Below are 26,718 nucleotides of genomic sequence, written 5' to 3' on the forward strand. Positions count from 1 at the left end.
GTTAAACCTGCCTCTCCACATATTCCTGAAAGGAACGGGCCAGAAGAGTGGTAATCGTGCCCGGTACCTTTTTCCGGCATCCCTCAAATTTGTGGACCGGAAGAATTTTTTTGAGTGTGCTGGTGATGAATATCTCCTCCGCCTGTTTGAGATTTTTAATCATGAGCGATTTTTGCTGCACAGGGATTTTCAGTTTTTTGGCCAGCTCGAGAAGAACCTCTCGAGTAACACCCGGCAAGAGGCCCTCTTCGAGCGGGGGGGTCAGCAACTTTCCTTTGAGTACAATGAAAATATTGCTTCCGGCACATTCGGTCACACGGCCCTCGGCATTTAGCAGAACTCCCTCATCGGCCCTACGTCTCTGTATTTCACGTCGCCCCATGATTTTAGACAAAAAGTTGGTCGACTTGATTCCGGAGATCGACCGTGGATCGTTGCGTGAGGAGGTGACCAGAATGAGACGGGCCCCTCGCCGATAGAGTATCGATGGATACGGTACAAATGACTTTACAAAAATCACCAGATTGGTTCCCCCTCGGGAACGCTTTCGGACCCCCACATCCGTTTCGACGGTCGAAAGGCCAATCCGTATGAAAGCCTCGTTCAGGTGATTAGCCTTTAGAGTACGATAGACCGCTTTTTTGAGGCGATCTCGAGACAGAGGAGATTTTATACCCAACAATCGGGTCCCTCTGAAGAGCCGGTGGAGGTGTCGATCAAAAAACAGGACCTTCCCGCGATGGGCCAAGAGGACCTCAAAAAGCCCCTCGCCGTAGAGATAGGCGGCATCGAAGACCGATATTTTTGCCTCCTTCGCCGGGACTATTTGGCCATTGATATAAGCAAGATAACCCATTTTGCCTCTTGGTTGAGCCGATCCATTACCCAGTTTGGGAGAGTTTATCCACAACATTTGATTTCCGGGGTCGATAATTCCATTGAGTGGCAACATCAATTCTGTTCTTGTCGTGTGGATTTTTCCCGGTCCTTTTGGGGATTGGATTCATCTTTAAACCCAAACTGATGGTACGAATGGAAAAGGCGTATACAAGGCAGACTCAGAAGTTACAGAGGCGCCTTTTCAAGGCACATCGGGCGACCGGTCTGTTCTTTGTCCTGATAGGGACTGTTTTGACCTTGAGTCTCTTTCACCCGATTTGGATCTATCATTGTTTTTTGATTACAAGGGTTATTGCCGGAATGATCTTCCCCAGCTTTTTTGAAACGACGAATGCTGCCTCCGTCGTCCAAACCCACTGGATTTAGGGGCTCTTGAGTTTTGCCAGCAGAATCTCAAATCCTTCGTTTTTAAGGATGAAATTAAATCGTCCCCGATAGTTTCGGGAAAGCAGGGCCCCTGCGATCTCCAGGTCAAAGACCTTCCATTCTTTTCCCTGACGCACCAAAAAGAGCCTGACTTTCATCCGATCTTTTTTCAATTTTCCGTCGGCGACAACGACAGCCAGATCCTTGCTGTTTGTTTCAAGGATGTATTTTACCTTCGCGTCCTGGAAACTGCCCAAGCGCTTTGACTTATTTGTTATATTTTCAACAAACCGTTTCTGAAAAACGTGATGGAACTGTTCCTTCTGGCGTGGTGTCCACTGACTCCAATAATCAACCAACGCCTTTTGATAGAACGGCTCATAATAGAAGTGGTTACCGATCAGCCCGGCAACGCGCTGCTGTTTCTCTGTGGGGTTCGTTATCTGAGAAACGGCGACGAGCTCATTGAAGAACTGTTTGGCGACTTGAAGAGGGGGGGTGGCTGCCTCAAGCGAAGCGGAAAAAAGGAGGGCCAGGCAAAGGACCCGGCCCCCATATTTTTTGATAGGACTCACCTAGATCCCTTCAGAAAGTCTCATCCCGTTGACCTCGTCAAACAGATTCCGGATAAATTCCGGGGTCATGAGGTTGAGAAGCCGGAAAGAGCCGATTTCGCCATCAGAAATTCCGGTTGAGAATCGGTCGATCATTGTTGTGAAAAATGCCTCGACCAGATGAATCTCACCATCCTCCAGTACGAAAGGCTCGATACCGATGCTTTCCAGGGTTGGTGGTGAACTGAACAGGCTGGAGAGATCCACTGTGATGACCGGGAGCGTTCCCGGCAGTGTCACAACGCCCCCAAAGGAGTCCTGCGCCGCCTGGGCTATGCGAAGGATCTGGTCCAACCCTGCCTCCACAGCGGGAGAATCTTCAATGACCCCAAAGGCGGGTGCTGTTGGCATCGCCTCGAGCGCCTCAAGGATCAACTGGAGACTTGTCAGAAGTTGCTGTCGTGCCGTCGTAAATTCGGAGGAATCCCGGAGGCGGAAGAAGTTATTCATCTGATCCACGAGGGCCATGTTGGAGATCTCTTGATCTCCCTCTTCGTCAAAGAGGGAACCCAGATCGACATCAAACCGCCAACCGTTGAACAGGGAGAGGCCGAACTGCGTGCTGTATTGGCCCGCCGTGAGCAGGGTCAGATCGGTCCAGTTCACCGGAATACTCCGAGAAGAGTAGAAGAGCTGGCCGGGGACTGTGAATTCGAAATCGTTGCACAAACGGGCTGCCTCGAGGTGATCGATAACGGTATCCAGTTCACTGCGGATTCCGCGGAGTCCTTCCTGAAACTCTTCCGTGGTGTAACCGTTTTGTGCAAGGGCAAAGAGCTGACCGAGATTAAACTCCTCCGACGTGTCAGACCAGGGGAAACGTTCCCGGCCGGGTCGCTCCCCAACGCTGCCGTTCCGACGCCACTCGTTCATGTCCTCCAGCCAGCTTCCCGGTCCAAAAAAGTCATCGATTGTAAAACGTTCCTGTCCGAATCCATCCTGGATCCCAAGACCGGCCGGTGTCTCGGGAAGTAGCATCAGTTGAGTCAAGGCCAACCCAAAATGGGCCTCCGCAAGACGCGGACTTTCTGTAATGGCTTGCTCGAAGCTCTCCTTGGCATCACGAATAAGGCCTTGTGAGAGGTTCTCCATGCCCTGTTCGTAGGCCTCTTCCGCTGCCGTCGAAATGGTGTCGAAGAGGGAGAGGCAGACGCGTGGGCGATCCTCAATGAGCAGCGTGATCTGCCGGACCTCTCCATCTTCCTCCGTGAATTCAACCTGGGCCATCACTTCAACGTCATTTACTTCCACTGCAATACCGGTGATGGAGCTGTTTTCGTCCGTTGTTAAAACAATGTGGAGCTCGCTTCCGTCAGAGAAGAGAATCGTCATCTCAAAACGTTGGGCGTCAGCGACGGTTACCTCGGCCTCCAGGCTTAAAGAAGAGAGTGAAGCAGCCGATGAGATCCGCGAGAAGTTCCCTTTCACTTTTTCCACGTTGTCACCGCTTGCATTCACAAGGGTCGCCTCGGCCTCTCCGTTGGCGAGGATCTCAATGAGGTACCGCGTTCTGCCGTCCGGTGCGGTGATCTTCAACTTTCCGGGTTGGGGAGCCGGATTTCCAATAATAGTCCCCGCAGGATCATCTGGCTCGCTCGATTCGCTTTCAGCGCCTGACGGTTTGGTTGTCGGGTCGATTCTCTTGGAGGCGCAGGCGGTGACCAGCATCAGCATGGCGAGAAAAATCGGCGTTTTTTTGAACCACATTTAACTCTCCTCCTTGGTGAGTGGAAAGATATGGAAGTTGATTTGAACCACCTCAGCACGAGGGACGGTCTCTTCCTCCAGATAGCTGTCCAGTTCCCTTTTGAATTGTTGGACTCGTGATTTAATCTTCTGAAAACCGTCTTTGGAGACGGCGATCGTGAGGGACGAAAACTCTCTCTTGAGTGATGGGACTTCTGTAACCGCTTTCTTGGCGAGGTCACACATCTGCTGGTGAAAATTGATAAGGCTTAAACTTGTGACCTCATCGGGGGTTGTAAAGGTGGATGAGTTGCGTATGATTGTCCCATTTTCATCCCGCGCCAGAATCTTTAACTGTTCCAGATCGAGCAGGGCACGACGGATCTCAGTTAGACTGAGAGAAGGGGAGAGTTTCTTTGAGATCCATTCCGCTGTCCCGTCAAAATCTTTTAAGCGAACCAGCTCCATGATGGCGGCGTAATACCAGTGAGAGAGACAATCGTATTGAAGCGCTGTCAGTTCACGTGCCTTCCGGAAGGGGCGAAACTGGGAGAGCTCACGGAAATGGTGGTCCTTCTGATCATGGGATACGGATTGGTTCATCAGGACAAGGGTATTAAAGAACTTGAGTTCGACTCCCGAGAGCTTCAACCCCTTGGCCACTTTATAGATGCCGTCCTGGGCAAGGTTTCTCTTGCCATCGATGACCAACTTCAGCGTGGAGGAAGATTTAAAACCGGCCTTTCGGTTGAATTGTCGGTATGAGAACCTGCCATCCTTGCGGAGATTCTCGATCTGATCCCTCAAGAATTTTCTGTAGTCCAGGTAATCAAAAATATCGCTCATAGGTCCGCTCTTATGGTTAGTTATCGGTTACCGATCAAGCGGTGTTGCGGCCTAGGGCAGTATTTTTGTTTTCTTTAGAAAACAGACGAGTTGACAGACTTAATTATTAGACAAATAATATCAATAGGTTATATGGTATCCGGTACGGGAGAAATTATTTTAAGATTAAAAACCGACTATTTTCAGAAAACCGGCCGTTTTGTGGAGCGTCTCCTGGTACTCTGAGACCGGATCCGAATCGGCGACAATCCCACCCCCTCCCCAGAAATAGATCATCCCCCCTCCCTCACCTGCCTGCCTGACGGCAGGCTTACCCTCTTCCACGGGGGGGGAGGACAAAGAGGAGGGGAACTGTTTGTAGATCATTGTCCGGATGGCAATATTGAAGTGGGCTTGGGCCTCACTCAGAAAACCGATTGTACCGGTGTAGAGGTTGCGTGGCACGGTTTCCAGTTCATGGATGATCTGCATCGCCCGGATCTTGGGTGCACCGGTAATGGAACCACCGGGAAAAGTCGCCTCCAGCAGATCAAAAATATTTTTGTCACCTGCCAGTTTCCCCTCGATAGTTGAAATCAGGTGATGGACCTGGGCATAGCTCTCCACCTCAAGAAGGGAGGGGACCTTCACGCTCCCCCTTTCGCAGACCCGACCCAAATCATTTCGCAAGAGATCGGTGATCATCAAAAGCTCGGCCCGATCTTTTTTACTGCACCAAAGCTCTTCCTTGAGACACGCGTCCTCTTCAGGGCTCTTTCCACGGGGACGAGTCCCCTTGATCGGTCGTGTCATGACATGATGGTCACGAACGTTGAGGAAAGATTCCGGAGAGGCGGATAGAATTTGGACCTCCCCCAAATTGAGATAGGCGGAGTACGGGGCGGGGCTTATCTTCCTTAATTGATGATAGAGAGTAAAGGCGGATGAAGTTGTTGGAGAGGAAAACCGCTGTGAGAGGTTGACCTGATAGCAATCACCGGCCGTGATGTAGTTTTTGATCTTCTGGATCGTTTCGCAATAAGTCTCCGGTGTGAAGTTGCTGGAGACAGGTCCTTTTTTCAAATCCCCACCGCCCCCCTTTTGCAAAGGGGGGAGAGGGGGGATTTTGTTAAACCATTGTCTGCTTAATTCCGACGTCCCATACGCCCTCTTTTTCAGGTGATCATACAGATAAAACTCGTCATAAAAACAGAAGACCGCCTCGGGAATCAGATCGGCCTTTCTTTCGGGCACTTTCTTTGTAAAGAAGCGGTAGAATTCATAGCCTAGATAACCGATCCAGCCGCCCGTGAACGGAAAGGGAGAGTCCGACTGCGAATCGACCTTTGCTTGACGCCGAAAAACAGACCAAAGGTCTTCCGTTTGATCTGATCGCAGGATTTTTCTAGGTGACGAGGCGGCGATCGACCATCGGGCATTCTTCCCAGGTAGCGATGAGTCCAGAAAGAAGAAATAAGGCTCCTCCCAAAGCGGCCGAGGCAGCCTTTCGGGTGTCCAATAGGGATCCAGTTCATTAAGGTGGTTCATGTTTGAAGATAACAACCTTCTTTAAAGTGTGACGATTGATCAGGCAATGCTATTTTCACCCCGCCAGCTCATTGACCCCTCCGGACGAGAACTCGAGATCCAGCTGGAGACGCACGTTTATTCGAGAGAAGATTCGGCAAGGGTGTTGGAGGTGTTGAAGGACAAGGAGGTGATCGGCGTTGAGGGGGTTATCGGCCTTAGTACCCTTGAAAAACTGGGACTCAAGGCGATGTATTATGTATCGCTGCCGTTTTTTTCGCTCTTTGCACGAAGTTGGCATGGCTCTGAAAATCCGACACTGATTCAGACCGCCGTCTGCTCCGCGATCAAAAAAAGTGCAGAGCAGCCCAGGGACGTTGAGAAATTCCGACGGGAGGTCTGTAGCCCGCTTTTTGGCTCTAATCCGCCTGATCTTCCATCCCTCAAAAGAATTGAGGGGTTGGAATCTGAATTAAGCCCCCTGGAACATTCGGCGCTCGTATTTCTTGAGATGAGATTTTTACCCCTCTTTTTTGTCGATCTGGCGGCCGTTGCCCTTTTTGTTTTACGCCCAAGGCAGGTTATCACTTTTTTTGCACAGACGGTGAGGCAAAAGATCTGTTGGCTGCTTCGACGTCCTCCAACCGTTGTGACGCCGGTTCAATGGCCCCGTTTTTGGACTTTTGCGAAGCATAAGGTCGGCGATCCTTGTGCCACTGCCTTCAACCCGTTTGCCTGGCCCCGTTATTTTTGGGAGCGTGCGGGTCACTCCTTCTCTCCCATGGTGCGATCCACCTTTGATTACCTGGAGACCGGGCTCTTCTACTACGGGGTGTGGAATCAGATCATAACCTCGCGCAATCAGAAGATGGCGCGTGCCACCAATGAGATGGTTCTTAAAAACGGCTTTCAAAATAACATGATTGTGGTGGGAAGGCTCCATTCCGGAATCGCTGACGTTTTGGTAGAGCAGTATGGTTACCGGTATAAGAAGGTGGAATGACCTCCTACGCTCTCCTCTTTCTTTCCCTCTTGGTTCCTGCGGTTGTTGCAGCCGAGGGGGTCACCCTTCGCCCGATGATCACGGCCGAGTTCAAGGCAGACTATTCGGATCTTGTCCAGGGAGGGGAGGAGAGGCCCGTTTGGATCCCAGTGGCCTCCTATCTGATACAGCACCCCCAGAATCTGATCCTGTTTGATACCGGATTCGGTACGCGGATTGAGCAAGAGATTCGTGGATGGTGGTTGAATCGTCTTCTTCAACTGATCATGCCGTATCGATTTACCACGGAGGAGACGGCGGTCGAGGAGCTGAGGAAAAACGGGATTCCGCCCACGTCGATCAAAACGATTATCCTTTCCCATCTTCATTATGACCATACGGGCGGGCTCCGAGATTTTCCGAAGGCCCAGGTGATCCTCCCCCGGGCTGAGTGGGAGAGGGCCCAGGTGGGGCGATGGGGCGGGCGTCTCCAAGGAATCATGAAAGAGCATCTGGAGGGGGTTAATCTCTGGCCCCTCGATTACCAACCGGGGACCCGTTACGGCCCTTTTGAGGTGAGTTATGACCTCATGGGGGATGGTTCTGTTCTTCTGCTCTCAACACCAGGCCACACCCCGGGGCATCAATCTGTCCTGGTTAAACTTGGATCGGGACAACAGGTCTTGTTGACCGGTGATGCCGTCTGGGTGGAGGAGAATTACACGCGACCGTCTCCGAAGGGCTGGAAGGCACGCCTCATCGAAGAGGAGGATCAGGAGGCCTGGCGGACCACACTCCAGATCAGAAAGTTTCATGAGGAACATCCAGAGGTATTGATCATCCCGGGGCATGATCCGAAGATCCTTTATGCCCTCCCGGCGCAATTAAATTAAAACCCATTTTCCTGGAAACATTTGAGTTGTTTCTGCGAAGACCAAGGCGTGAGCGGTCCCTTCCCTACAATAGAGGTGAGAGAGGCACTGAGTGGGCTGGTGGACGTCTGGTATAGTCTCCCGGAAGCCCCGCTGCCGGCCGTCTCTTCAGTCGATCTCGAGGGAAGTCCGTTGCGGCCCTGCTTTATAAAACTCCCCTCTCCAACACGAGACCTTCTTCAGCCTGGAGAAGAACTGCCTAGAATCCTTTCAACGGAGAGCCTGAGGCACTGGATTGAGAGACAGGGGGAGATCTCAAGGGCATTGGAACGAATACTGAATCCACCGACTCTTCAGGTCAGGCTCCTGCTCGCATCCCCCGACCGATTTATCGCCGGTATGATGGCCCTTCGGGGGACGGCGATGGAATTAACGGAGGCCGACCTCACGCACTGTCTTGCCCTGATGCAACACGACAATACCCTTTATGGCAAAAGGTCGGAGAGGACACTCCAGGCCCTTCAGGCCTACCTCCTCACGCTGGATGACCCCCAAGGTCCATCGCCAAAGGTCGTTGCAACATTAAAGGATGAACTGAATAAACTTCTCGGGAGGGCTGACCGAAATCGAGGAGCAGCACATCTTGCACATTCACTCTTCCCAGCGAACCAAGGTGCGAGAATAGCTGTTTTTGTCCAGTTGGCCTCACTCGCCGCCGGGCTTGGGGTTTTTGCATTTTTTATGTCGGGTTCCCTCTTGTCCGAAGGAGATAAAAACAATGTCGGATGACGTTTACATATCAAAAACGGTAGTTCCTGTTGTTGCCGGGCATGTCGAGGCGATCTCTTTGATGCCCTCTCCTCGTGAACTTCTTACAGAAGGCCCGTATGCCTCTTCACAAAGATTGCGCCGCATTTATGGGAGGATGGCAAGCGCTTTAGGGTTGCTTCGGGAAGGGATCATTCCCAAGGAGCTTCTCGATCTTATTGAGAGTGAGGCGAGGGCGGTTGAAACGGCCCGGGAGGCGGTTGGGCGTTGTGCACTCCATGTTGATGATTTTGTGACCCCGTTCTCGCCGGCGAGCCGGGCAGGAGGAGGCCTTTTAGTTGTTCCAGAGGGTTCCTTATTTGCAACAGGCAACGGCGTTGGTGCTCTTCTCGAACAACTTGACCTGAGAGGTCAGTTGGCAAGATCCAAGATGCTTGGTGCGGCTAAGGCGGGTGATGTAGCAGCGGTACAGCGCTATTTTGACCCGGTCTGCCGCAGGCTGTTGGGAATCGTTCCTTTTGCTGCAGGGGCGGCAAGTTGTCTTCTGCTTGGTGTGTTGATCTGTGCGGAAATTAATCAGGCCCCTCAAATTTAATTTATGCTGCCTTGGGAAAAACCAGGAAGGGTATTGGAATTAGGGTCTGAACGGGCGAGTTTCGTTCAGACAATCGCCTCACTCCCGCCCCCTCCGCTTGTTGATCCGATCTCAAATCCCGATCTCTCAAGGTCGCTCCGTCCACTGCTTCTCGAAAACGGTCTCCCGAGTTGTCATTATCTCTCCCATTTTCGTACTGCGACAGACCTCTTCATGAGAGACCTGGAGGGTAGGGGAGAAGAGCTGGAGAGATTTTTCAGGGAGGCCGGTCCGGTTGTTGAGCGCATGAGACAACCGATTCAACCAGGCCTGTTTGGTCGTTTCATGCCATTTGTTGATCACGAGTTTCGCTCTATCTATCTCAGTTATGAGAGGGCTGCCGAGGCGTACCATCAATATACCCAACTGACCGACTCAGGTTTTATCTCGCCATGGCACGCGGCCAATATAAGAAGGAGGACGGTTGAGGAGCTTCAACAGGCGTTGGGTCGCGTCGCGCTCCATTTAGGTGTCAGGCGTTACGAGGCGACCCAGGCGTGTGGACGAGGTGAGTGGGGGGCTGTCTCTTCCTATATTGCGTCGTTTAGGGAGCTGTATGATCGTTGTGTGAGTCCGAAACAGGCAATCGTCACACTCGCAACCGTCGCTCTTCTGTTCGGTGGTTTGATCTCAACGAGTCAGTCGTAACGCTCGAAATGGATTTGAGATTCCTTAAATCCGATCTCGAGTGCTGTTTTCTGAACCTCTTTGACCATGCTGCCAAGACCGCAGATGTAGATCTGGCTCTCTCGTGGATCGGTCAGAAACTTTTTTAATTTCTCCTGAACATAACCGACCTCCCCGTTCCAATCCTTGGGACGCGAGACGGTCGGTACAAAGTGAAATCCCTTTTCTCTCTTTTCCAGCTCGCGCCATTCCTTTTCGTAGAGGATCTCCTCCTCATGACGGACCCCGAAGATAAGCCAGACCTTCCGCGCCTCCAAGACCTTTTTGTGATGGTAGAGTGAGAAAATCATACTCCGAAACGGGGCGATCCCGGTGCCGGTTGCCACAAAAACTGGTGAATAGTCGACCGGCTCCTTCATCAGAAACTTCCCGTACGGAAGGCTGACCAAAACCTTGTCCCCCTCCTTCTGTTGCCAGAGCCAGTTGGAGCCGGGGCCTCCCTCCACCCGCTTGATACAGAGATCTAGTGTCCCCCCCTCATGAGGACCGGAGGCGATGGAATACGCCCGCCGGAGGGGCTTCCCCGACTTGGGGTCAAGCCCGCAAATCTCCGGTATATGGATACTGCAAAATTGTCCCGGTTGAAAAAGGACTTGTTGCCCCTTTGGGAAGCGGAGTCGGAAGTGCTTGACCGTCGGGGTGAGATTGATGATCTGTTCCAGTGTTGTTGTGATCGGTTCGAGAGGCATAATTCACCCTTTATGCCCCTCTATTAATGTAAGAGAGGGGCAGGTGCAACTATGGATATCAAGAAGGGGTGAGTTATGAATCTCTCCGAAAAAATCAAACAGAAAGCCCACGAGCTGGGGTTTGATCTAGTTGGCATTACGCCGGTCAAACCGGTTCCTGATTTTGACTTCTTCCGCTGGTGGTTGGGCCAAGGTTTTGCGGGGATGATGAATTATCTGCATCGTGGATTGGAGAAGAGGGGAGATCCTGAAAAGATCCTGCCGGGAGCCCGGTCAATCATCTGTTGTGGGCTGAATTATGATTCGGGGCAAATTCGATCAATTTCGCCGGAGGGGGTGGTTCGCCGGAAGGGGGACCCCCACCGGACCGCACCCCTGCCTATGGCGGGGGGAGAACCGCTGGGGGATGACGGCGAGATAGGACCCGCTCCGGCGACAGGAGATTCAATGGCCTGGATCTCCTCCTACGCCTGGGGAGAGGATTACCATGAAGTGATCGGAGAAAAACTTGAGCAGTTGGAGATCTTCATCCAGCAAGAGATTGATTCGTCGGCAAAAACAAAATCGTATGTTGATACGGGACCGATTCTGGAGCGGAGTTATGCCGCTCGCGCCGGGCTTGGATGGATCGGCAAGAATACCTGCCTCATCAATAACGGTGTCGGCTCTTTTCTCTTTCTTGGAGAGGTCCTCACGACCATTCCTCTCCGCTATGATCAGCCGGCCTTGGATCAATGTGGGAGTTGCACCAAGTGTCTCGAGGTCTGCCCTACCAAGGCGCTTACGGAGCCTTATGTGATGGATGCCACAAAATGTATCTCATACCTTACGATCGAACACAAAGGGGAGTTCTCAGAAGAGCAGGGGCAGAGGGTTGGCAATCATCTCTATGGCTGCGATATCTGTCAGGAAGTCTGTCCCTATAATGAGAGAAATTCGAAGAGCTCCGTCCCCGAGTTTTACCCTAGAAAAGAGTTTGTTGCCCCTCACTTAAAAGAGATAGAGTCGATCCGGGAAGAAGAATTTCAAAAAATACGCCATGGGAGCGCCATGAAAAGAATCAAATGGAAACAATGGGTTAGAAACTTGAGAGCAATCCTAAAGAATCAGAGTTCAACGGATCGGAAATAAGGTCGAAACTTAGAGGGGCTGGTGATCGATAATTGTTCTGTCGTTTTTATTTGCAAAATTCTAAGGAGGTCTAAATCCTATGGGGAATCTAATTAAAGGTGAGTGCCCGCCGACGGTGGGTGATTTTAACGAGAAGTGTTATTACTGGCCCGAGGATCACGATAATTTCTTCAACGGCCCAAGAATGGGGGCCGATGTTTGTCCTGAGAGTAATGGAGAAGAAACTTGCACCAAGATTTTGAACGCCAAAGCACAAGGTGGGGGAAGTGGAAGTCAGGCCGGAAGTACCATTAGAGGCTGGAAAGAAGGTGAGTTCTCCAGTGGTCCTGTCGGTTTTGGCGTTGGTTATTACGGGGCCGACCAGGTTGTTGATGGTGAAACGTTGCGGAGGTGGAGCGGGATTGGTGCCAATGCCGCCTTCTCAGCAAGCCCTTTTATCTGGGGTATTGCCAACCTGACCCTCTCGGTTGATGGAAATCTGGGCTTTGGTGATGGGATCGAGGCGAATGGTGGGGTCGGGCCAGCCTTTAGTATTGGGCTCCCTGCTATTGTTCGTGGATGGGGGGCTTTTAAGGCAAGGGGCATTGCTGCATCGGGAACTGAAGAGAGGGAGGCAGCGGCTGGTTGGGGTTTGAATCCGGAGGCCGGTTTGAGCGTCTTCTTCCTCGATTTCCGTTGGGTCTTTCCGGCGGTTACGGGAGGTGAGACACGGCAGGGGAATAGCTTCTTTGCCGGTGTGAGTCTTGGACTTCCGTAGTCCTTAATTATAAAGATGAGATGTCAAAAGGCCGACCGGGTTTCCGGTCGGCCTTTTTTGTTGGGGGCTTGGCAAATGGCTTGAGGCGGGTTGACAGCCCTTGAGGCTATCCCTATAGTTAGGTCGTACGTACTAAAGGAGATATTATGAATCCACAGACAGAGTCATTTGATTTACCATCGGTTGGTTCCCAGAGGCCGATTTTGGACGTCACCGAAAGTGCCGCAAAGCGGGTCAGGACGTTCGCCGAGCAGAATAAGGAGGCGGCCGGGAAGCAGTTTCGTGTCTATATCCAGGGGGGTGGTTGCTCCGGCTTTGAGTATGGCTTCAAGTTTGATGATCAGCGCGATGATGATTTGACGCTCGAATTTCATGGAATCAAGGTCCTGCTTGACCCGGCCAGTCTTAATTATTTGAAAGGCTCCACGGTTGATTGGGTCGAGGATTTTCGTGGTTCGGGCTTCGTTGTTAGAAATCCCAATGCGACCGGGACCTGCGGGTGTGGCACCTCGTTTTCTGTTTGATATCCCCCAATAGTCTCTTGCATCACCAGGCACTATTCACTAAACATGTGAAAAGTTTCGTGCAGGGCAGGGCTCAGTCCTTCGACTTGCGTTGCTCGCTCAGGACTTTTCGGAGCGAGACTTCGTGGTCCACGGAATGCTGAGCGAGTCCGGAGGACGAGCCGAAGCATGGGGCTGTAGCTCAGTCCTTTGACTCGCGTTGCTCGCTCAGAACTTTTCGGAGCGAGACTTCGTGGTCCACGGAATGCTGAGCGAGTCCGGAGGACGAGCCGAAGCATGGGGCTGTAGCTCAGTTGGGAGAGCGCTACCTTCGCAAGGTAGAGGCCGCCGGTTCGATCCCGGCCAGCTCCACAGTGAATGAAAATCATCGCTCACGAAAACATCTTTATCCGAAGCCTGAGGCCGTCACGGGCCGAAGCGGATATCTGGTTCATCCACGGATTTGGGGAATCGGGTCTTTCGTTCAGGGAGGCGTTTGACTCGCCACTCGCCAAAAACTTCCGCCTTTTTGCCCCAGACTTTCCCGGCTTCGGCGTGAGCCCTTTTCAGTCGCGGCGAGGGAGCTTGAGAGGTTCAACAAGGCTTCTGGGGGAGTTGATCGATCAGTTTTCGAAGGGTCGTCCGATCCTCCTCGTGGCCCATTCCTTGGGGGGGATTGTTGGAACCTGGACCGTCCAAGAACGCCCCAAACAGGTTCGGGCCTATATCAGCATTGAAGGGAACCTCACCCGGTCCGACACGTTTTTCAGTGGTCTGGCCGCCAAGGCGAAATCAGCGGGGAAATTTTATCATTTCTTCAAGGGGCAGATCCTTGCCAAGGCCAAGGGACACGAGGAACTCGAGCGTTATTTTGCGAGTCTCCGTTTTGCCGATCCGCGAGCCCTTATTGCCTGGGGGCGTTCCGGAGTTGAGGCCACCGGGCTGGATAGATCGGGGGAGGAGTTCGCAGGACTTACGTGTCGAAAGATCTATTTCTGGGGAGAGGAGAGCATGGCTCATAGGTCCCGTGAATTCTTAAGGGACAAAGACATTGATCATCGTTGTTTCAAGAAATGTGGTCATTGGCCGATGATTGAAAAGCCCAAAGAATGTTACGAGGCTATCTCAGAATGGCTTGTCAGGCCTAGGAGCCTGTCGGAATAATGCTCCGGCTGCAGATTTCACTGGTCGCCGTCTGCCTTCGTCAGATTTCGCAAAAAGTCCTCGACGTAGCGCACCGGCTACGCCTGCGGGCTTTTTGCTTATCTTCCTTGTCACTTTCGTCGATTACTCCGACAGGCTCCTAGAGCGGCATGCCTTAAGAAGGAACGACAAAAGAAGGGTCAGTCCGAAACCAACAACAATCGTCGGTCCAGTTGGAAGATCCCATAAATAAGAAGCGGTAATACCGGCTAAGCTTGTGATCGTTCCCAGAATCCAGCCAAGGAAGATTCTCATCCTCAGGCTATCAAAAAAGAGAAAGCTGCAGAGGGCCGGTACAATCAGGAAGGAGAAGACCAGCAAGATCCCGCCGATTTGTACGGAACTCGTGATGACCAATCCAAAGGAGAGATAAAAAACCAGATCCCAGAACCACACCTTTAATCCTCTTTGTTCGGCCTCTTCCGGTTTGGTCGAAATCAAAATCAATTTTCCCCTCACCAAAAAATGGAAGATACCGAGGATCAGATAAATGACCGCCGTCTTGAGGATCTGTGCCCAGCTCACCCAGAGAATATTTCCTGCCAGGATATATTTCAGATGTTCCGACCCATGAGGGATTTTATCCGACAAGAGGATGGCGAGTGCGGAGCTCATGGCAAAAGAGACGCCGATAATCGCCTCCTGTGGTATCTTCTTGTCACGGAAATAGGCGAAGAAAAGAGCCCCCAGAAAGGTAAAGCCCAACGTGAAGAAATAGGCCGTTTGACTATCAGGCGGTAGTCCGATCAAAAAGGCGACTGTCATCCCCAGAGCGGCAATCTGGGCGAGCGCAATATCGACAAAGATAACCCCACGGCTGATGACGTGGATTCCAAGATAGGTATGGATACCCGTCAGGACGAGACAGGCGGCAAAGGCAGGGAGGAGAAATAGGAGGGCGTTCATAGCGCTCCCTTCATCTTTTCAATCAAGAATTGAAAAAGCCCTTCATAAGAGTCCACCCCCGAATCGCCACCGACCGAGGTAGGAAGAACCAGGAATTTGGAACCGGTCTTTTCCGAAAGTTCGCGTGCCGGTTTTGGATCATAATAATTTTCGGTGATGATGAGGGGGATCCTCTCCGTTTTAATGAGATCAATGAGATAAAGAATATGGGACGGTGTTGGGGGAATCCCCGGCTTCGGTTCGATCAAGCCCTCCACTTTCAGATCCGCCCAATCGACAAAATAGGAAAAACTCTTATGATGGGTGATGACGGTTCGTCCGCGGACGGATGCCAGCTCCTTTTCCCATTGAGTGATCCGTTTGGAGAAGGAAGATTCCCACGTTTTGAAGTTTTCAGCATAGGTGGTGGCATGGGTCGGATCAAGCCGACCCAGTCGGTCGGCGATATTTTTAGCAATGATCAGACCGTTTTTCGGGTTCATCCAATAGTGCGGGTTCCCCATGGGATGGACATCTCCCATCGATCGGTCGATCGGTCCGGTTGGGATTTCCAGAATCCTTAAGTGGTCGGAGGCAATCAGGTGGCCTGGTTGTCCCAATTGCATTTTGGGATTTCGGGATTGGGTGAGGAGCACCGGTAACCAGCCAATCTCCAACTCCAATCCAACCTCAATAAGAAGATCAGCCTGGTTCAAAAGGACGGTGTAACTCGGTTTTGGCTCCAGATAGTGTGGATCTTGATCTCCACGGGCCAGGCTCTTTACCTCAACCGCATCCCCTCCCACTTTTCGTACCAATTCGGCCAGGTCCGGGATTGTTGTCACGATCTTGAGTTTAGCGGAGGTGGTCAGAGGGAGGAGTAAAATTAAAGCTGTTAAAAATATTTTTTTCATAATTTCTCCTAAAATGCATGCGCTCCATGAGACCCCATGCTGAACTCCAACTGCAGGAAGGCGGCATGAACTCTGCGAGCGTTGCTCGTTTTATCATATTCATATTCGAGACGGATTCGGGAGAACTCGGTTGGATTGAACGTCACGGTTGGTGTGGCTCGCCATTCTTTGACGATCGTATCCTGAGGGAGTCCCATTTGGTCATAACGCATTCCGAGATGCCATCTTTTCAGGAATTGATAATCGACGTAGCTGTAAAGCCCACCCTCCTCGGTCAGTCTCCCTGCCCCTTGCCTCCAACGATAAATATATTCCGACTGCCACGTGACGCTTCGGTAAGAGGCCGGTTTCCATTTAAAGAGAAAATCCCCTCCAAAAAGTCGCGTCTGGTTCCCCAGGTCCGTATCGTTAAATCCCGAGGCTGCAGAGGTTCCTAGAAGGATTGTTGTATTTTTCGAGGTGTCAAACCCGGTTGAGACCCTCCCTTGGTAGACAAAATCTCCAGGCCTCCCGCCACCAAAGCTTGTCTCATTCTCTCCATTACTAAAGGTTCCTTGCAATTGCAGAAAGAAGGGGGTTGGCAGGAGATAGGAAATCTCCGCCCCCAGCTCGCTCAAATTCTCAGGCCCCAGAAGATATTTATTCACGAGTGGCAGATTGGCGAAATCCCATGTCTCCAGATGTTTCTGGTTCTGTCGGCCAAACGGGAGGAGAAATTTTCCTCCCCGGATTTGTAACCCTTTGATAAGCCCGAGTGTCGTGACATACCCCTCTTCAAGCTCCACGCCGACTTCCTGAAAGGAGAGAAACAGATCCCCCCTAAGATAAGGATCGATAACAGATTGGAAGGCGATCTCGATCTCCTGCAGCGTAAAGCCGGATCTTGCCGGATCATGCCCCGTTTCCCCGGCCGGTTCATCGGAGAAATAAGCTGCGGCAACCGTCCCAATCAGGCTGATATCGGGGAGCAGCTTCTGAGCTGATCTGGGAACCACCACGGGCTGTCCGTCAGATCTGCTTTCATAGGGATAAACGGGGGCAGGACCCAAGAGAACTCCCACACCCATAAAAATTAGCAACAACAAGAACCGTTTGTTCATGTTTGTACCCCCTCTTTTAAGAGCGGCTGTCTCTTTATTAGAACTCACTTAATTATAGAAAAGTCCAGTTTTTTCGCTTGCTAATGGTTTCAACGTTAATGCATTTTGACTCACCTGAAGGGTGTGTTGAAAAATAGACTTTTGGGGACTGTTCAAAAATGTCCAGCGGTTCGACAAGCTCACCGTCCTGAGCGAAGTCGAAGGAATGCAAGGCGCCCGCGAATAAGCAACCGGGGCGTACTTGGTGGTACGTGAGGATTGCGAGTGAGCGGGCAAGACTTCGGCTGAGCTCAGTCGAAGCCCGTAGCAGATGGCATTTTTCAACAGTCCCCTGAAAGAGGTGAGCAGTGAAGTCGGATATCGCTTTTATTCTTGTTCGACCCAAGTACCATGGCAATCTGGGCTCGGTAGCCAGGGCATTAAAAAATGTTGGTTTTACAACACTCCGATTGGTTCAACCGGAAGCGTCACTCAAGCACGATGAGGCCAAATGGATGGCGGTGGGTGCAGCCGATCTTCTGAAAAAGGTGAGGATCTATTCTTCTATCGAAGAGGCTGCGAAGGACCGCCAATTTTTGATCGGGACAACCTGTCGTGTCGGTCGGAAGCGGGGAGTCCCTTTTTTGCTCCCTGACATAGGTGAATTCCTGCCGACGGGGAAAAAAATCGGGATTCTCTTCGGGCCCGAAGACAAAGGTCTTTCCAATGATGAATTAATGCGTTGTCATCGGACGATGATGATCCCGACAAGGCCAAGATTCAGGTCTCTCAATCTGGCGCAGGCGGTGATGCTGGTCGCCTACGAAATTCAGCGCTCTCCAGGCAAGTCCAAAGCGGAGGTCCCGGAGTTTTTCGGCAAACGACCGGAGATCCTCGCTTCGGTCAACTTTATTGAGCAGATGTACGATCATTTTGAGACAATGTTACAAGAGATCGGATTTTTTCCCCATCAGAATCCGTCGGCCGTCATGAGAAAGCTTCGTCGGATTTTTGCGCGGACCGCACTGACGGTGCGCGAGGTGAGGATGATTCGGGGGATCTGTCATCAGGTTCTATGGCGAGCAAGACAAAAAGATAAGGCGGAGGTGGCCTAATGGTGCTGTCTGACCGAACAAAAGAGATTGAGGCCGTGATGCAGGAGCGTCTCCTTGTTTTGGATGGTGCCATGGGGACGATGCTGCAACAAAAGAATCTTACAGCCGCCGATTTTGGTGGGTCAGCTCTCGAGGGGTGCAATGAGAATCTCGTACTGACACGACCGGATGTCGTCCTCGAGATCCATAGAAAATATTTTCAGGCCGGTTCGGATATTGTTGAAACGAACACCTTTGGCGGAACTCCGTTGGTCCTGGCCGAGTATCGCCTCCAGGATCAGACATTTGAAATCAACAAGAAGGCGGCGGAGATTGCCCGCCAGGCGGCAAAGGAATTTTCAACCCCCAAGAAACCGCGATTTGTCGCAGGGTCCGTTGGACCGACGACGAAGGCGATCTCTGTCACCGGCGGCGTAACCTTTTCCGAACTCGTTCAACATTTTTTCCAGCAGGCGGTCGGCTTGCTGGAGGGGGGAGTCGACCTTTTCCTGATTGAGACCTGCCAGGATACCCGTAATATCAAGGCGGCGACGATCGGAATCCGTCAGGCGTTTGACAAACTAGGGATGACGCGACCACTCATCGTTTCCGGAACGGTTGAACCGATGGGGACAATGCTGGCCGGGCAGGCAGCCGAGGCGTTGGTCGTTTCCCTGCAACATCTGGATCTCCTTGCGATCGGTTTGAATTGCGCAACCGGTCCTGAGTTCATGACGGACCACATCCGGACGATTCACGAACTCTCGGAAACGGCAGTCTCCTGCTACCCGAATGCCGGTCTTCCGAATGAAGAGGGGAAATATCTCGAAACCCCCACATCGCTGGCGGCACAAATTGAGCGGTTTATTGACAAAGGGTGGCTCAATATCGTTGGCGGTTGTTGCGGAACGACGGAGAAACATATCGAGGCGATCGCCCAGATGGTGGAAGGGAAAAAACCACGCTATTTTCCAAGACGACTCAAGGGGCGCAGTTTTTATTCCGGCATTGAGATGGTCGAGGCAACTTCCGATAATCGCCCTCTGCTTGTTGGTGAACGGACCAATCTGATAGGTTCTCGCGCCTTCAAGGAGCTTGTCTACGGTGAAAAATGGGAGGAGGCGACCGACATCGCCCGGCGACAGGTCAAAAACGGGGCGCAGATCATTGATGTCTGTTTGCAAAGTACCGAGCGGGATGAACTCCCGGATATTGATCCTTTTTATGCCAAACTGATCCGGAAGATCAAAAGCCCGATCATGGTTGATACGACCGATCCGGCCTCGGTGGAGAAAGCACTGACTTATTGTCAGGGGAAGTCGATCATCAATTCGATTAACCTCGAGGACGGGGAGGAGAAGTTCAAAAAGATCTGCCCCATTATCAAAAAGTATGGGGCGGCGGTTGTCGTTGGATGCATCGATGAAGATCCGGTTCAATCGCAGGCGTTTACGCGTGAGCGAAAACTGGCTGTTGCCGAACGCTCCCGTCAATTACTCACCGAAAAATACGGGGTTCGGGAAGAGGATATCATCTTTGACCCGCTCGTCTTTCCGTGCGCTACGGGAGATGAAAATTATATTGGCGGAGCGGTGGAGACGATCGAGGGGGTTCGGCTGATCAAACAGAAATTTCCAAATTGCAAAACGATTCTGGGTGTCTCAAATGTCTCTTTTGGCCTCCCTCCGGCAGCGCGGGAGGTGATCAATGCCGTTTTTCTCTACCATGCGACCCAGGCGGGTCTTGATCTCGCGATTGTGAATGCGGAGAAGTTGGAGAGGTATGCGTCGATTGGGGCCGACGAGAGGGGACTGGCGGAGCGTTTGTTGTTTAATTGGCCCCCCCCTCTCCCCTTGGCGGGAGAGGGGTCGGGGGTGAGGGATTGGCGAGCCCAGAACCGTGAACGAAAAATCGCCATTAACAAAGCCAACATCGAATTAGTTACCGACTTTTATCGTTCTAAAAAAAAGGAGATCAAAAAGCCAAAGGGTGAACTCCCGCTTGATGAGCGGCTTGCGCGCTACATTATTGAGGGTTCAAAAGATGGTCTCATTGATGACTTAAACCTCAAACTCAAGGAGGGAGCCAAGCCACTCGGAGTTGTGAATGGACCCCTTATGAAGGGGATGGAGGAGGTCGGGCGCCTCTTCAATAAGAATGAGCTGATTGTTGCGGAGGTACTTCAGTCGGCCGAGGCGATGAAGGCAGCCGTTTCTCATCTTGAGCAGTTTATGGAGAAGGCTGATGTGACGACGCGTGGCAAGATCCTGCTGGCTACCGTGAAGGGGGATGTTCATGACATCGGGAAAAATCTGGTGGAGATCATCCTCAAGAACAACGGTTATGAGGTGATTAACTTAGGCATCAAGGTTCCTCCCGAAGAGCTGATCCGTGCCTACCATCAGTACCGGCCGGATATGATCGGACTCTCCGGTCTCCTTGTAAAATCGGCACAGCAGATGGTTGTAACGGCGGAGGACTTGAAGACGGCGGGTATTCAGATCCCTCTTTTGGTCGGTGGGGCTGCCCTGTCCGACAAATTTACCCGAACCAAGATTGCACCGAGTTACACACAGCTTGTGCTTTATGCCCGCGATGCGATGACCGGGCTCGATCTGGCGAATCGGCTCATGGATCCGAAAGAGAGGGTCAAGGTTGAAGAAGAGATTTGCAAAGGCGATGCCCGGTTTGTATCTACCGATGGGGCGCACCCCGTAGCACCCCTGCCCTCAGAATCGTCGGAAAGAAGCCAAAAGGTTTCCGTTGATCATTCGATTCCTCCAGTCCCTTATCTCGAGCGAAAAATTCGGGACGTCCCTCAACTGCCGGAGATCTGGAGCTACATCAATCCACAAATGCTCTACGTGCGCCATTTGGGATTTAAGAAGAATTTTGAGAAGGCCCTTGTCGAGCGGGATCCAAAGGCGCTGGAGCTGTTTGACAGGGTTGAAGAGGCGAAGGAAGAGGCGAAGAGATTCATGAAGATCCGGGCGGTCTGGCAGTTTTTTGAGGTGGAGTCGGCCGGTAATTTGATTCATCTCTTCGGCCCTGGCGGAAAACGGCCACTGCATACGTTTCGATTCAAACGTCAGCGAAAAGAGAATGGGATTTGCCTGGCGGATTATGTGTTGCAGCGGGTGGGCGGATTGCGAGATCAGATGGCCCTTTTTGTTGTGGGCGCGGGTGAGGGGGTTCGTGAAAAGGCGGAGCAGTTCAAGCAGCGAGGAGAATACCTCAAGTCCCATGCCGTTCAGGCGCTGGCGATCGAAACGGCGGAAGGGTGTGCCGAGTGGCTCCACCGGCGAATTCGTGAAGATTGGGGCTTCCCTGATCCGGCCGAAATGACGATGCAGGATCGATTTGTCTGCAAATATCGCGGAAAACGGTATAGCTTTGGATATCCCGCCTGTCCGGATCTGGAGGACCAGGCGGGGCTTTGGAAACTTCTCAAACCGGATGAGATCGGCATTCATCTGACGGAAGGGTACATGATGGACCCGGAGGCGTCGGTCTCAGCCATTGTCTTTCACCACCCGGATTGTCAGTATTTTAGCGTCCTTTAAGGGCAATAAATTCCTTAAGAACCGACGCCAAATTTTTTTGACACTTCCAGTGGGCCTTCGCCATTTGCGGAATTTTTAAAATGACTTTCCAGGTCAACTTCCCCTTTGCATCAATCGGCAGCTCCATCTCCACTGGGTCAAAAACAATCCTCAACGAGGCAAACGGGACATTCACCTTGTGACAGATTGAGGCGATTGCCGCGGTCTCCATATCGACGGCGATCGCGCCGCTCTCACCGGCCCGTTTTTTCTGCTCCTTTGTCGTGAGAGGGTCAAAAACCGTCAGTAAGGGGCCGCGATGGGAGGTGATTTTCTCTTTTTCAATAATTTGGGATATCTCCTTCACACCGACCTGATCGAGCGGGAACCGGTCTCCGGCCTCGCTTCTGATCTCCGTTGGCAGGATCAAATCACCGCTCTGTAACCCCTGTTGTACCCCCCCCGCGTAGCCAACAGAGAAAAGAAGACTTGGCTGAAAAAGTCCCAGGAGTTGTTTCGTCCCCTCATGGGCGTTTCCCATTCCGATTCCGGTTTTGCAGAGAAGGAGGGGTTTCCCATGAAAGAGGACTTTTTTGATTTCAGTCTGGTTGGAACGAACAGAGGACTGGATAACAGACTCTTTTAGAATCGCGTTTTGCTCTTGCTTGAGGGCAAAGATGAGGGCGAGCATTAGGCAATCTTCTTCAATTTCTCCTGCTGTGGAATTTCTTTTCCCAGATAAAGTGACTCTTCCTTGTCGCCAGAGAGTGTGATTTTTACCGTTTTGAGGAACCCCTCCCAGGAACCGAAGGTGTCATCGACGGCGCTTGCTTCATAACCACAGTGGACCATGCAATCGGCGCATTTTTCATAGTGACCGGTCCCGTACCTCTCCCACTCGGTTTCCTCCATCAACTCTTTAAATGTTTGCGCAGTGCCGCCGTCACTGATTAAATAACACGGTTTTTGCCAGCCAAAGACGTTGTAGGTTGGGTTCCCCCACGGCGTGCACTGATACTTCTCCTTCCCCTGCAGAAATCTAAGGAAAAGGGGAGATTGGTTGAACTGCCAGCCTTTCCTGGGTCTGTTCAAAATTTGGGAGAAGAGCTGGTAGGTCCTTTCTCTCTTCAGAAAATGTTCCTGATCCGGTGCCTTTTCATAGGAGTAGCCGGGAGAGATCATCATCCCCTCCACCCCCAACTCCGTCAGATAATCAAACATTGCCCGGATACGTTTGGGATCGGTCCCTTCAAAAAGAGTGGAGTTGGTTGTTACGCGAAAACCGCGACGCTTGGCCTCTTTAATGGCCCGTACGGCCACCTCAAAGATGCCTTCACGACAGACGGCATGGTCGTGTTCCTCTTTGAGTCCATCCATATGGATGCTGAACGTGAGATATTTGGACGGCTTGAAGAGATCAAATTTTCGTTCGAGCAGAATCGCATTTGTACAGAGGTAGACGTACTTCTTCCTCTTGATGAGTCCCTCAACAATCTCTCCAATCTGGGGATGGATAAGCGGTTCTCCACCGGGGATACTCACAACGGGGGCGCCACACTCATCGACCGCCTTGAAACATTGTTCAGGGCTTAAGCTTTTTTTCAAGATCTCGTCGGGGAATTGTATCTTGCCGCAACCGGCGCACTCCAGATTGCATCGAAAAAGAGGTTCCAGCATCAGGACGAGGGGGTAACGTTTCCTTCGATAGAGATACTTTTGGGTCAAAACATAACTGGCGACCTTGAGCGCCTGTGAAACGGGGATCGGCATTGAAGCCGCCCGATATCAGTCCCCTGTTTTTTTAGCAACCACTTCTACAAGTCGGACGAGCAAGGTGGCAACTTGAGCAAAATGTAAACAAATGCAATTTAACATGGGAGGTCAAAATGAGTGGAGTTACTTCTCGGATAGGTGGGGATGCTGCTGCAGCGATCGAACATCTCGTGGGTGTCTCTGGTGGACAAGAAAGAATGCTTCTTGTGAGCAGTGTAGGTGATACGAGCGGAAATGACCTGCTTCTTGCACTCAATGCGATTGCAGGGCCAAAACTACCCAGAAGACCAACACAACCACGATCGGGCGGTGTCGTGGCCTATCTGTTCACTTATCAAGGCCCAGGCTCTTCTGTGATGGAGTATGTACGAAGGGTTGCCTCTCAGGCCTTTAGGTTGGGGGACACAAGTCCTATGCGTTACCCTCAGGTTGCAAGACCGCCTGTTCCGGGTGCCCTTCCAAATTTTAGATATATAACTCCGGTTGTACTGGCCTCCCTCGCAATATTTTTTGGTGTTACATTTAAAGAGGCGCTTTCAACAACTTCATCTGCAGAGAAGGCGGCCTGATCTCATAGACAACTGTCATTCGATGTGCTTCACTGCCGGTCCGTGAAAACCGCGGCATCAGAATCTCTTTTCGAAAAAGCCAAGTTGTTGATCCCCGGTGGCGTCAATTCCCCCGTTCGGGCGTTCAAGGCGGTAGGGGGTTCGCCGCTTTTTATTCAAAAGGCAAAGGGGGCTTATCTTTGGGATGTCGATGGCAACAGGTATATTGACTACATCGGCTCCTGGGGACCGATAATCCTGGGGCATGCCGACACCTCCGTTGTTAAGGCGGTTAAAAGACAGCTGGAGAAAGGCTCCAGTTATGGGGCCCCAACCGAACTGGAGGTCCAACTGGCCGAAGAGGTCTGTCGTGCCTTTCCTTCTATTGAAAAGGTTCGTTTTGTCAGTTCGGGGACCGAGGCGGTGATGGGGGCGGTCCGGGCGGCTCGCGGTTATACCGGCCGTAAAAAGATCATTAAATTTGATGGGTGTTATCACGGCCATGCCGACCATCTCCTCGTGAAGGCGGGGTCGGGGGCGGCGACCTTGGGCCAGCCGGATTCCGCCGGTGTACCGGAGGAGTTTGTCTCTCATACGCTCATAGCTCGCTATAACGATCTTGCGAGTGTGGAGGCTCTTTTTCAAAAAATTCCCGGTCAGATCGCTGCCGTTTTGATTGAACCGATTGTCGGTAATATGGGCGTCATCCTCCCGCGCGGGAATTTTCTGTCTCGCTTGCGGGATCTCTGTCATCGGCAGAAGGCACTACTCATTTTTGACGAGGTGATGACCGGTTTTCGTGTCGCCTATGGCGGGGTTCAGGAGCTTTACGGTATTCAACCGGACCTCACCTGCCTTGGAAAAATTATTGGAGGTGGCTTTCCGGTTGGTGCCTACGGGGGTAAAAAAGAGATTATGTCGGTTATAGCGCCCGAGGGGCCGGTTTATCAGGCCGGCACACTTTCGGGAAATCCGGTGGCGATGGTTGCGGGCCTTGTCACACTCCAGATTTTGAAAAAAAAGAATCCTTATCCCGAACTGAACAAGCGAACACAAAAATTGACCCAAGGAATCGAGGAAGCGGCACGAACGTCAGCTGTTTCTGTGAAGCTCGGAAGGGCGGGGTCGATGTTTACACTTTTCTTTGCCGACAAGGAAATCATCGATGCCGATTCGGCACGTTCCTGTGATACGAAGCGGTTTGCCAATTTTTTTCAGGGGATGTTGAGAGAGGGTATTTATTGGCCGCCGGCACAGTTCGAAGCCGCGTTTCTGTCGGTCGAGCATTCAGAGAGAGATGTGGAGAGGACGATAGGGGCGGCAAAAAATGTATTGGCTGTCTTACATTAAGAGAGGGGAGAAAAAGACGTGGAGTTATGGAGAAAATAGGGTGAAAGAGCCGGGTAAAAAGGGGGACAGTTTTTTGATCGCCTGGGGCATCTATGGGGCGATTGGCTTCCAGCTCGCAGCGACTGTTGTTGGTGGCCTGCTCCTCGGAGGCTGGCTCGACAAGCGGTGGGGGATGACCCCATGGCTGACGCTCGTTGGGTTACTCATCGGTTCCACAGGAGGTTTTTACAATCTGATCCGGATGACCCGCTGGAATGAAAGGAGGAAGCAATCTCCATGAAATTCTTCTCAAGCCTTCTTTTAGGAGGTATCCTCTCCGGAATTAATCTCTATCTCCTCTCGCAAATTATCAAATACTTGAGTGGGTCGCTTCAAAAGAAAAAACTGGTTCTTCTGATCGTGGCGAAGTTCCTTGTTTTCTTTGGGATTATTGCCTTGATTCTCTGGAGGGGGCATGTTACGCCGCTCGCGTTTTTGGGAGGGTTCACAATACCCTTGATAGGTTATCTAGGGATGTCGTTGACCCACAAGTGACTTTATACTATCGCGCCGTTTGCCTTCTGCCACTGGCAGAAGTTTGCCGGCTTAATCTATGCATGACTTTACGTGGCTCGGCCTGATTTCCGATAAGATTGATCACAGCAATATCCATGTCTTTACCTCCGCCCTCGTGGTCTTTTTTATTCTCCTCCTTTCCTTTTTGGCCCATCGGAGGCTTAAGTATACAAAAGCCTGTCTTGTTCCTGAGGACAAGACGACGATTGCCAATATTTTTGAAGTCGCTGTGGAGAACATCTTGGGGCTGATGAAGGGTGTGATGGGAGCCGATGCCCCCAAATATTTTCCGCTCATCGGGGCCCTTTTTATTTACATCTTTCTCTGTAATCTGGTCTCGCTCATCCCCGGTTTTCTGCCGCCGACCGATAACATCAACACCAACCTTGCCTGTTCACTGACTGTTTTTGTCTACTACAACATCATGGGGATTCGTGCCCACGGATTGAAGGCCTATTTAAAGCATTTCATGGGGCCTATCCTCTGGTTGGGACCCCTTATGTTCGTGATTGAGATGATCGGTCATCTGGTCCGTCCCGTTTCTCTAGCACTCCGGCTCTTCGGCAACATTACCGGGGACCATCTGGTTTTGGGGATTTTTTCCGATTTAACGCCGATTTTAGTCCCGATTATTTTTCTGGCCTTGGGTCTCTTTGTTGCTTTTATCCAGGCGTTCGTCTTTTCGTTGCTGTCGACGATCTACATCGCATTGGCGACGGTCCACGAACATGAAGAAGGACACTAGGTAAAGGTGATTTTGTCTGCCATTTAAAGCAGACTGTCTAGCCATCTGATGAGACTGCAGGGACTTCAAAAGGGGAGGAGGTGAATACA

The 26,718-nt window shown here is 51.6% G+C and carries 28 protein-coding genes and 1 tRNA gene; 18 read left to right on the forward strand and 11 right to left on the reverse strand.

The genetic code is table 11. From position 1 onward, the window contains the following. Position 1: 1 nt before the first annotated feature. A complete protein-coding gene (locus tag HYT77_05755; protein MBI2067496.1) occupies positions 2 to 856 on the reverse strand; it encodes an aminotransferase class IV in 855 nt (284 codons plus the stop codon). Between the two features lie 86 nt (positions 857 to 942). Between HYT77_05755 and HYT77_05760 the strand changes: the two genes are divergently transcribed. After that, a complete protein-coding gene (locus HYT77_05760) occupies positions 943 to 1,266 on the forward strand; it encodes a hypothetical protein (protein ID MBI2067497.1) in 324 nt (107 codons plus the stop codon). Here the strand turns inward: HYT77_05760 and HYT77_05765 are convergent. The 4 genes from HYT77_05765 to pabB form a co-directional block, all read right to left on the reverse strand. Then, a complete protein-coding gene (locus HYT77_05765) occupies positions 1,263 to 1,841 on the reverse strand; it encodes an ABC transporter substrate-binding protein (GenBank protein MBI2067498.1) in 579 nt (192 codons plus the stop codon). The genes HYT77_05760 and HYT77_05765 overlap by 4 nt on opposite strands. Next, positions 1,842 to 3,587 (reverse strand): hypothetical protein, encoded by a 1,746-nt coding sequence (locus HYT77_05770; GenBank protein MBI2067499.1) that lies wholly within the window; start codon positions 3,585 to 3,587, stop codon positions 1,842 to 1,844. Further along, a complete protein-coding gene (locus HYT77_05775; GenBank protein ID MBI2067500.1) occupies positions 3,588 to 4,412 on the reverse strand; it encodes a TIGR02147 family protein in 825 nt (274 codons plus the stop codon). Between the two features lie 165 nt (positions 4,413 to 4,577). After that, positions 4,578 to 5,939 (reverse strand): aminodeoxychorismate synthase component I, encoded by a 1,362-nt coding sequence (gene pabB / locus HYT77_05780; GenBank protein ID MBI2067501.1) that lies wholly within the window; start codon positions 5,937 to 5,939, stop codon positions 4,578 to 4,580. 28 nt (positions 5,940 to 5,967) lie between these two features. Between pabB and HYT77_05785 the strand changes: the two genes are divergently transcribed. Genes HYT77_05785 through HYT77_05805 form a run of 5 tightly spaced genes read left to right on the forward strand, consistent with a single transcriptional unit; the run spans position 5,968 to position 9,822 of the window. Next, positions 5,968 to 6,921 (forward strand): hypothetical protein, encoded by a 954-nt coding sequence (locus HYT77_05785; protein ID MBI2067502.1) that lies wholly within the window; start codon positions 5,968 to 5,970, stop codon positions 6,919 to 6,921. Then, the gene (locus HYT77_05790) at positions 6,918 to 7,793 is read left to right on the forward strand and encodes an MBL fold metallo-hydrolase (GenBank protein ID MBI2067503.1); all 876 of its coding nucleotides are present in this window, start codon (positions 6,918 to 6,920) and stop codon (positions 7,791 to 7,793) included. The genes HYT77_05785 and HYT77_05790 overlap by 4 nt, the downstream gene beginning before the upstream one ends. A gap of 48 nt (positions 7,794 to 7,841) precedes the next feature. Beyond that, the gene (locus HYT77_05795; protein MBI2067504.1) at positions 7,842 to 8,561 is read left to right on the forward strand and encodes a hypothetical protein; all 720 of its coding nucleotides are present in this window, start codon (positions 7,842 to 7,844) and stop codon (positions 8,559 to 8,561) included. Further along, the gene (locus HYT77_05800; GenBank protein MBI2067505.1) at positions 8,551 to 9,135 is read left to right on the forward strand and encodes a hypothetical protein; all 585 of its coding nucleotides are present in this window, start codon (positions 8,551 to 8,553) and stop codon (positions 9,133 to 9,135) included. Before HYT77_05795 ends, HYT77_05800 begins: the two co-directional genes overlap by 11 nt. 33 nt (positions 9,136 to 9,168) lie before the next feature. Next, complete coding sequence (locus tag HYT77_05805) at positions 9,169 to 9,822, forward strand: hypothetical protein (GenBank protein ID MBI2067506.1); 654 nt, start codon at positions 9,169 to 9,171, stop codon at positions 9,820 to 9,822. Here the strand turns inward: HYT77_05805 and HYT77_05810 are convergent. Next, positions 9,813 to 10,550 (reverse strand): FAD-dependent oxidoreductase, encoded by a 738-nt coding sequence (locus tag HYT77_05810; protein MBI2067507.1) that lies wholly within the window; start codon positions 10,548 to 10,550, stop codon positions 9,813 to 9,815. The genes HYT77_05805 and HYT77_05810 overlap by 10 nt on opposite strands. A 75-nt stretch (positions 10,551 to 10,625) precedes the next feature. Here HYT77_05810 and queG point away from each other — a divergent pair, with 75 nt between their 5' ends. The 5 genes from queG (at position 10,626) to HYT77_05835 (ending at position 14,105) form a co-directional block, all read left to right on the forward strand. Further along, positions 10,626 to 11,681 carry a tRNA epoxyqueuosine(34) reductase QueG gene (queG, locus tag HYT77_05815; GenBank protein ID MBI2067508.1) on the forward strand — a complete coding sequence of 352 codons (1,056 nt, stop codon included), beginning with the start codon at positions 10,626 to 10,628 and terminating at the stop codon, positions 11,679 to 11,681. Between the two features lie 79 nt (positions 11,682 to 11,760). Then, positions 11,761 to 12,438, forward strand: coding sequence for a hypothetical protein (locus HYT77_05820; protein MBI2067509.1), 678 nt, complete (start codon positions 11,761 to 11,763; stop codon positions 12,436 to 12,438). A 146-nt stretch (positions 12,439 to 12,584) separates the two neighbouring features. Next, positions 12,585 to 12,962, forward strand: coding sequence for an iron-sulfur cluster insertion protein ErpA (gene erpA / locus HYT77_05825; GenBank protein ID MBI2067510.1), 378 nt, complete (start codon positions 12,585 to 12,587; stop codon positions 12,960 to 12,962). Between the two features lie 278 nt (positions 12,963 to 13,240). Beyond that, positions 13,241 to 13,313: transfer RNA gene (locus HYT77_05830), tRNA-Ala, on the forward strand. Between the two features lie 6 nt (positions 13,314 to 13,319). After that, positions 13,320 to 14,105 (forward strand): alpha/beta hydrolase, encoded by a 786-nt coding sequence (locus tag HYT77_05835; protein MBI2067511.1) that lies wholly within the window; start codon positions 13,320 to 13,322, stop codon positions 14,103 to 14,105. A gap of 123 nt (positions 14,106 to 14,228) precedes the next feature. Here the strand turns inward: HYT77_05835 and HYT77_05840 are convergent, their stop codons facing one another. The 3 genes from HYT77_05840 to HYT77_05850 are packed head-to-tail and all read right to left on the reverse strand — an operon-like array spanning position 14,229 to position 17,043. Then, positions 14,229 to 15,050 (reverse strand): metal ABC transporter permease, encoded by an 822-nt coding sequence (locus tag HYT77_05840; protein ID MBI2067512.1) that lies wholly within the window; start codon positions 15,048 to 15,050, stop codon positions 14,229 to 14,231. Further along, positions 15,047 to 15,943, reverse strand: coding sequence for a zinc ABC transporter substrate-binding protein (locus HYT77_05845; protein ID MBI2067513.1), 897 nt, complete (start codon positions 15,941 to 15,943; stop codon positions 15,047 to 15,049). Before HYT77_05845 ends, HYT77_05840 begins: the two co-directional genes overlap by 4 nt. A gap of 8 nt (positions 15,944 to 15,951) precedes the next feature. Next, positions 15,952 to 17,043, reverse strand: a complete 1,092-nt coding sequence (locus HYT77_05850) for a hypothetical protein (protein MBI2067514.1) — start codon at positions 17,041 to 17,043, stop codon at positions 15,952 to 15,954. Positions 17,044 to 17,390: 347 nt separating this feature from the next. Here HYT77_05850 and HYT77_05855 point away from each other — a divergent pair, with 347 nt between their 5' ends. Next, positions 17,391 to 18,137, forward strand: a complete 747-nt coding sequence (locus HYT77_05855) for an RNA methyltransferase (protein ID MBI2067515.1) — start codon at positions 17,391 to 17,393, stop codon at positions 18,135 to 18,137. Further along, entirely contained in the window at positions 18,137 to 21,679 is a 3,543-nt protein-coding gene (metH, locus tag HYT77_05860) for a methionine synthase (GenBank protein MBI2067516.1), read from the forward strand. The genes HYT77_05855 and metH overlap by 1 nt, the downstream gene beginning before the upstream one ends. Here the strand turns inward: metH and HYT77_05865 are convergent. Further along, positions 21,666 to 22,349, reverse strand: coding sequence for a hypothetical protein (locus HYT77_05865; GenBank protein MBI2067517.1), 684 nt, complete (start codon positions 22,347 to 22,349; stop codon positions 21,666 to 21,668). The two genes, metH and HYT77_05865, sit on opposite strands and share 14 nt — an antisense overlap. Then, complete coding sequence (gene hpnH, locus HYT77_05870) at positions 22,349 to 23,428, reverse strand: adenosyl-hopene transferase HpnH (protein ID MBI2067518.1); 1,080 nt, start codon at positions 23,426 to 23,428, stop codon at positions 22,349 to 22,351. Before hpnH ends, HYT77_05865 begins: the two co-directional genes overlap by 1 nt. 116 nt (positions 23,429 to 23,544) lie before the next feature. Between hpnH and HYT77_05875 the strand changes: the two genes are divergently transcribed. From HYT77_05875 to atpB, 5 genes are read left to right on the forward strand one after another with little or no spacing between them, the layout of a single operon-like run. Continuing rightward, entirely contained in the window at positions 23,545 to 24,000 is a 456-nt protein-coding gene (locus HYT77_05875) for a hypothetical protein (GenBank protein ID MBI2067519.1), read from the forward strand. Between the two features lie 42 nt (positions 24,001 to 24,042). Next, on the forward strand, positions 24,043 to 25,329 hold the full coding sequence (gene hemL, locus HYT77_05880) for a glutamate-1-semialdehyde 2,1-aminomutase (GenBank protein MBI2067520.1): 1,287 nt from the start codon (positions 24,043 to 24,045) through the stop codon (positions 25,327 to 25,329). Beyond that, entirely contained in the window at positions 25,307 to 25,609 is a 303-nt protein-coding gene (locus HYT77_05885) for an AtpZ/AtpI family protein (GenBank protein MBI2067521.1), read from the forward strand. Before hemL ends, HYT77_05885 begins: the two co-directional genes overlap by 23 nt. Further along, positions 25,606 to 25,863, forward strand: a complete 258-nt coding sequence (locus HYT77_05890; protein MBI2067522.1) for a hypothetical protein — start codon at positions 25,606 to 25,608, stop codon at positions 25,861 to 25,863. The genes HYT77_05885 and HYT77_05890 overlap by 4 nt, the downstream gene beginning before the upstream one ends. 58 nt (positions 25,864 to 25,921) lie before the next feature. Further along, positions 25,922 to 26,629, forward strand: a complete 708-nt coding sequence (gene atpB, locus HYT77_05895) for a F0F1 ATP synthase subunit A (protein ID MBI2067523.1) — start codon at positions 25,922 to 25,924, stop codon at positions 26,627 to 26,629. Positions 26,630 to 26,718: the final 89 nt, after the last annotated feature.

The sequence above is a fragment of the Deltaproteobacteria bacterium genome (genome assembly GCA_016180855.1).
Lineage (GTDB): Bacteria > UBA10199 > UBA10199 > JACPAL01 > JACPAL01 > JACPAL01.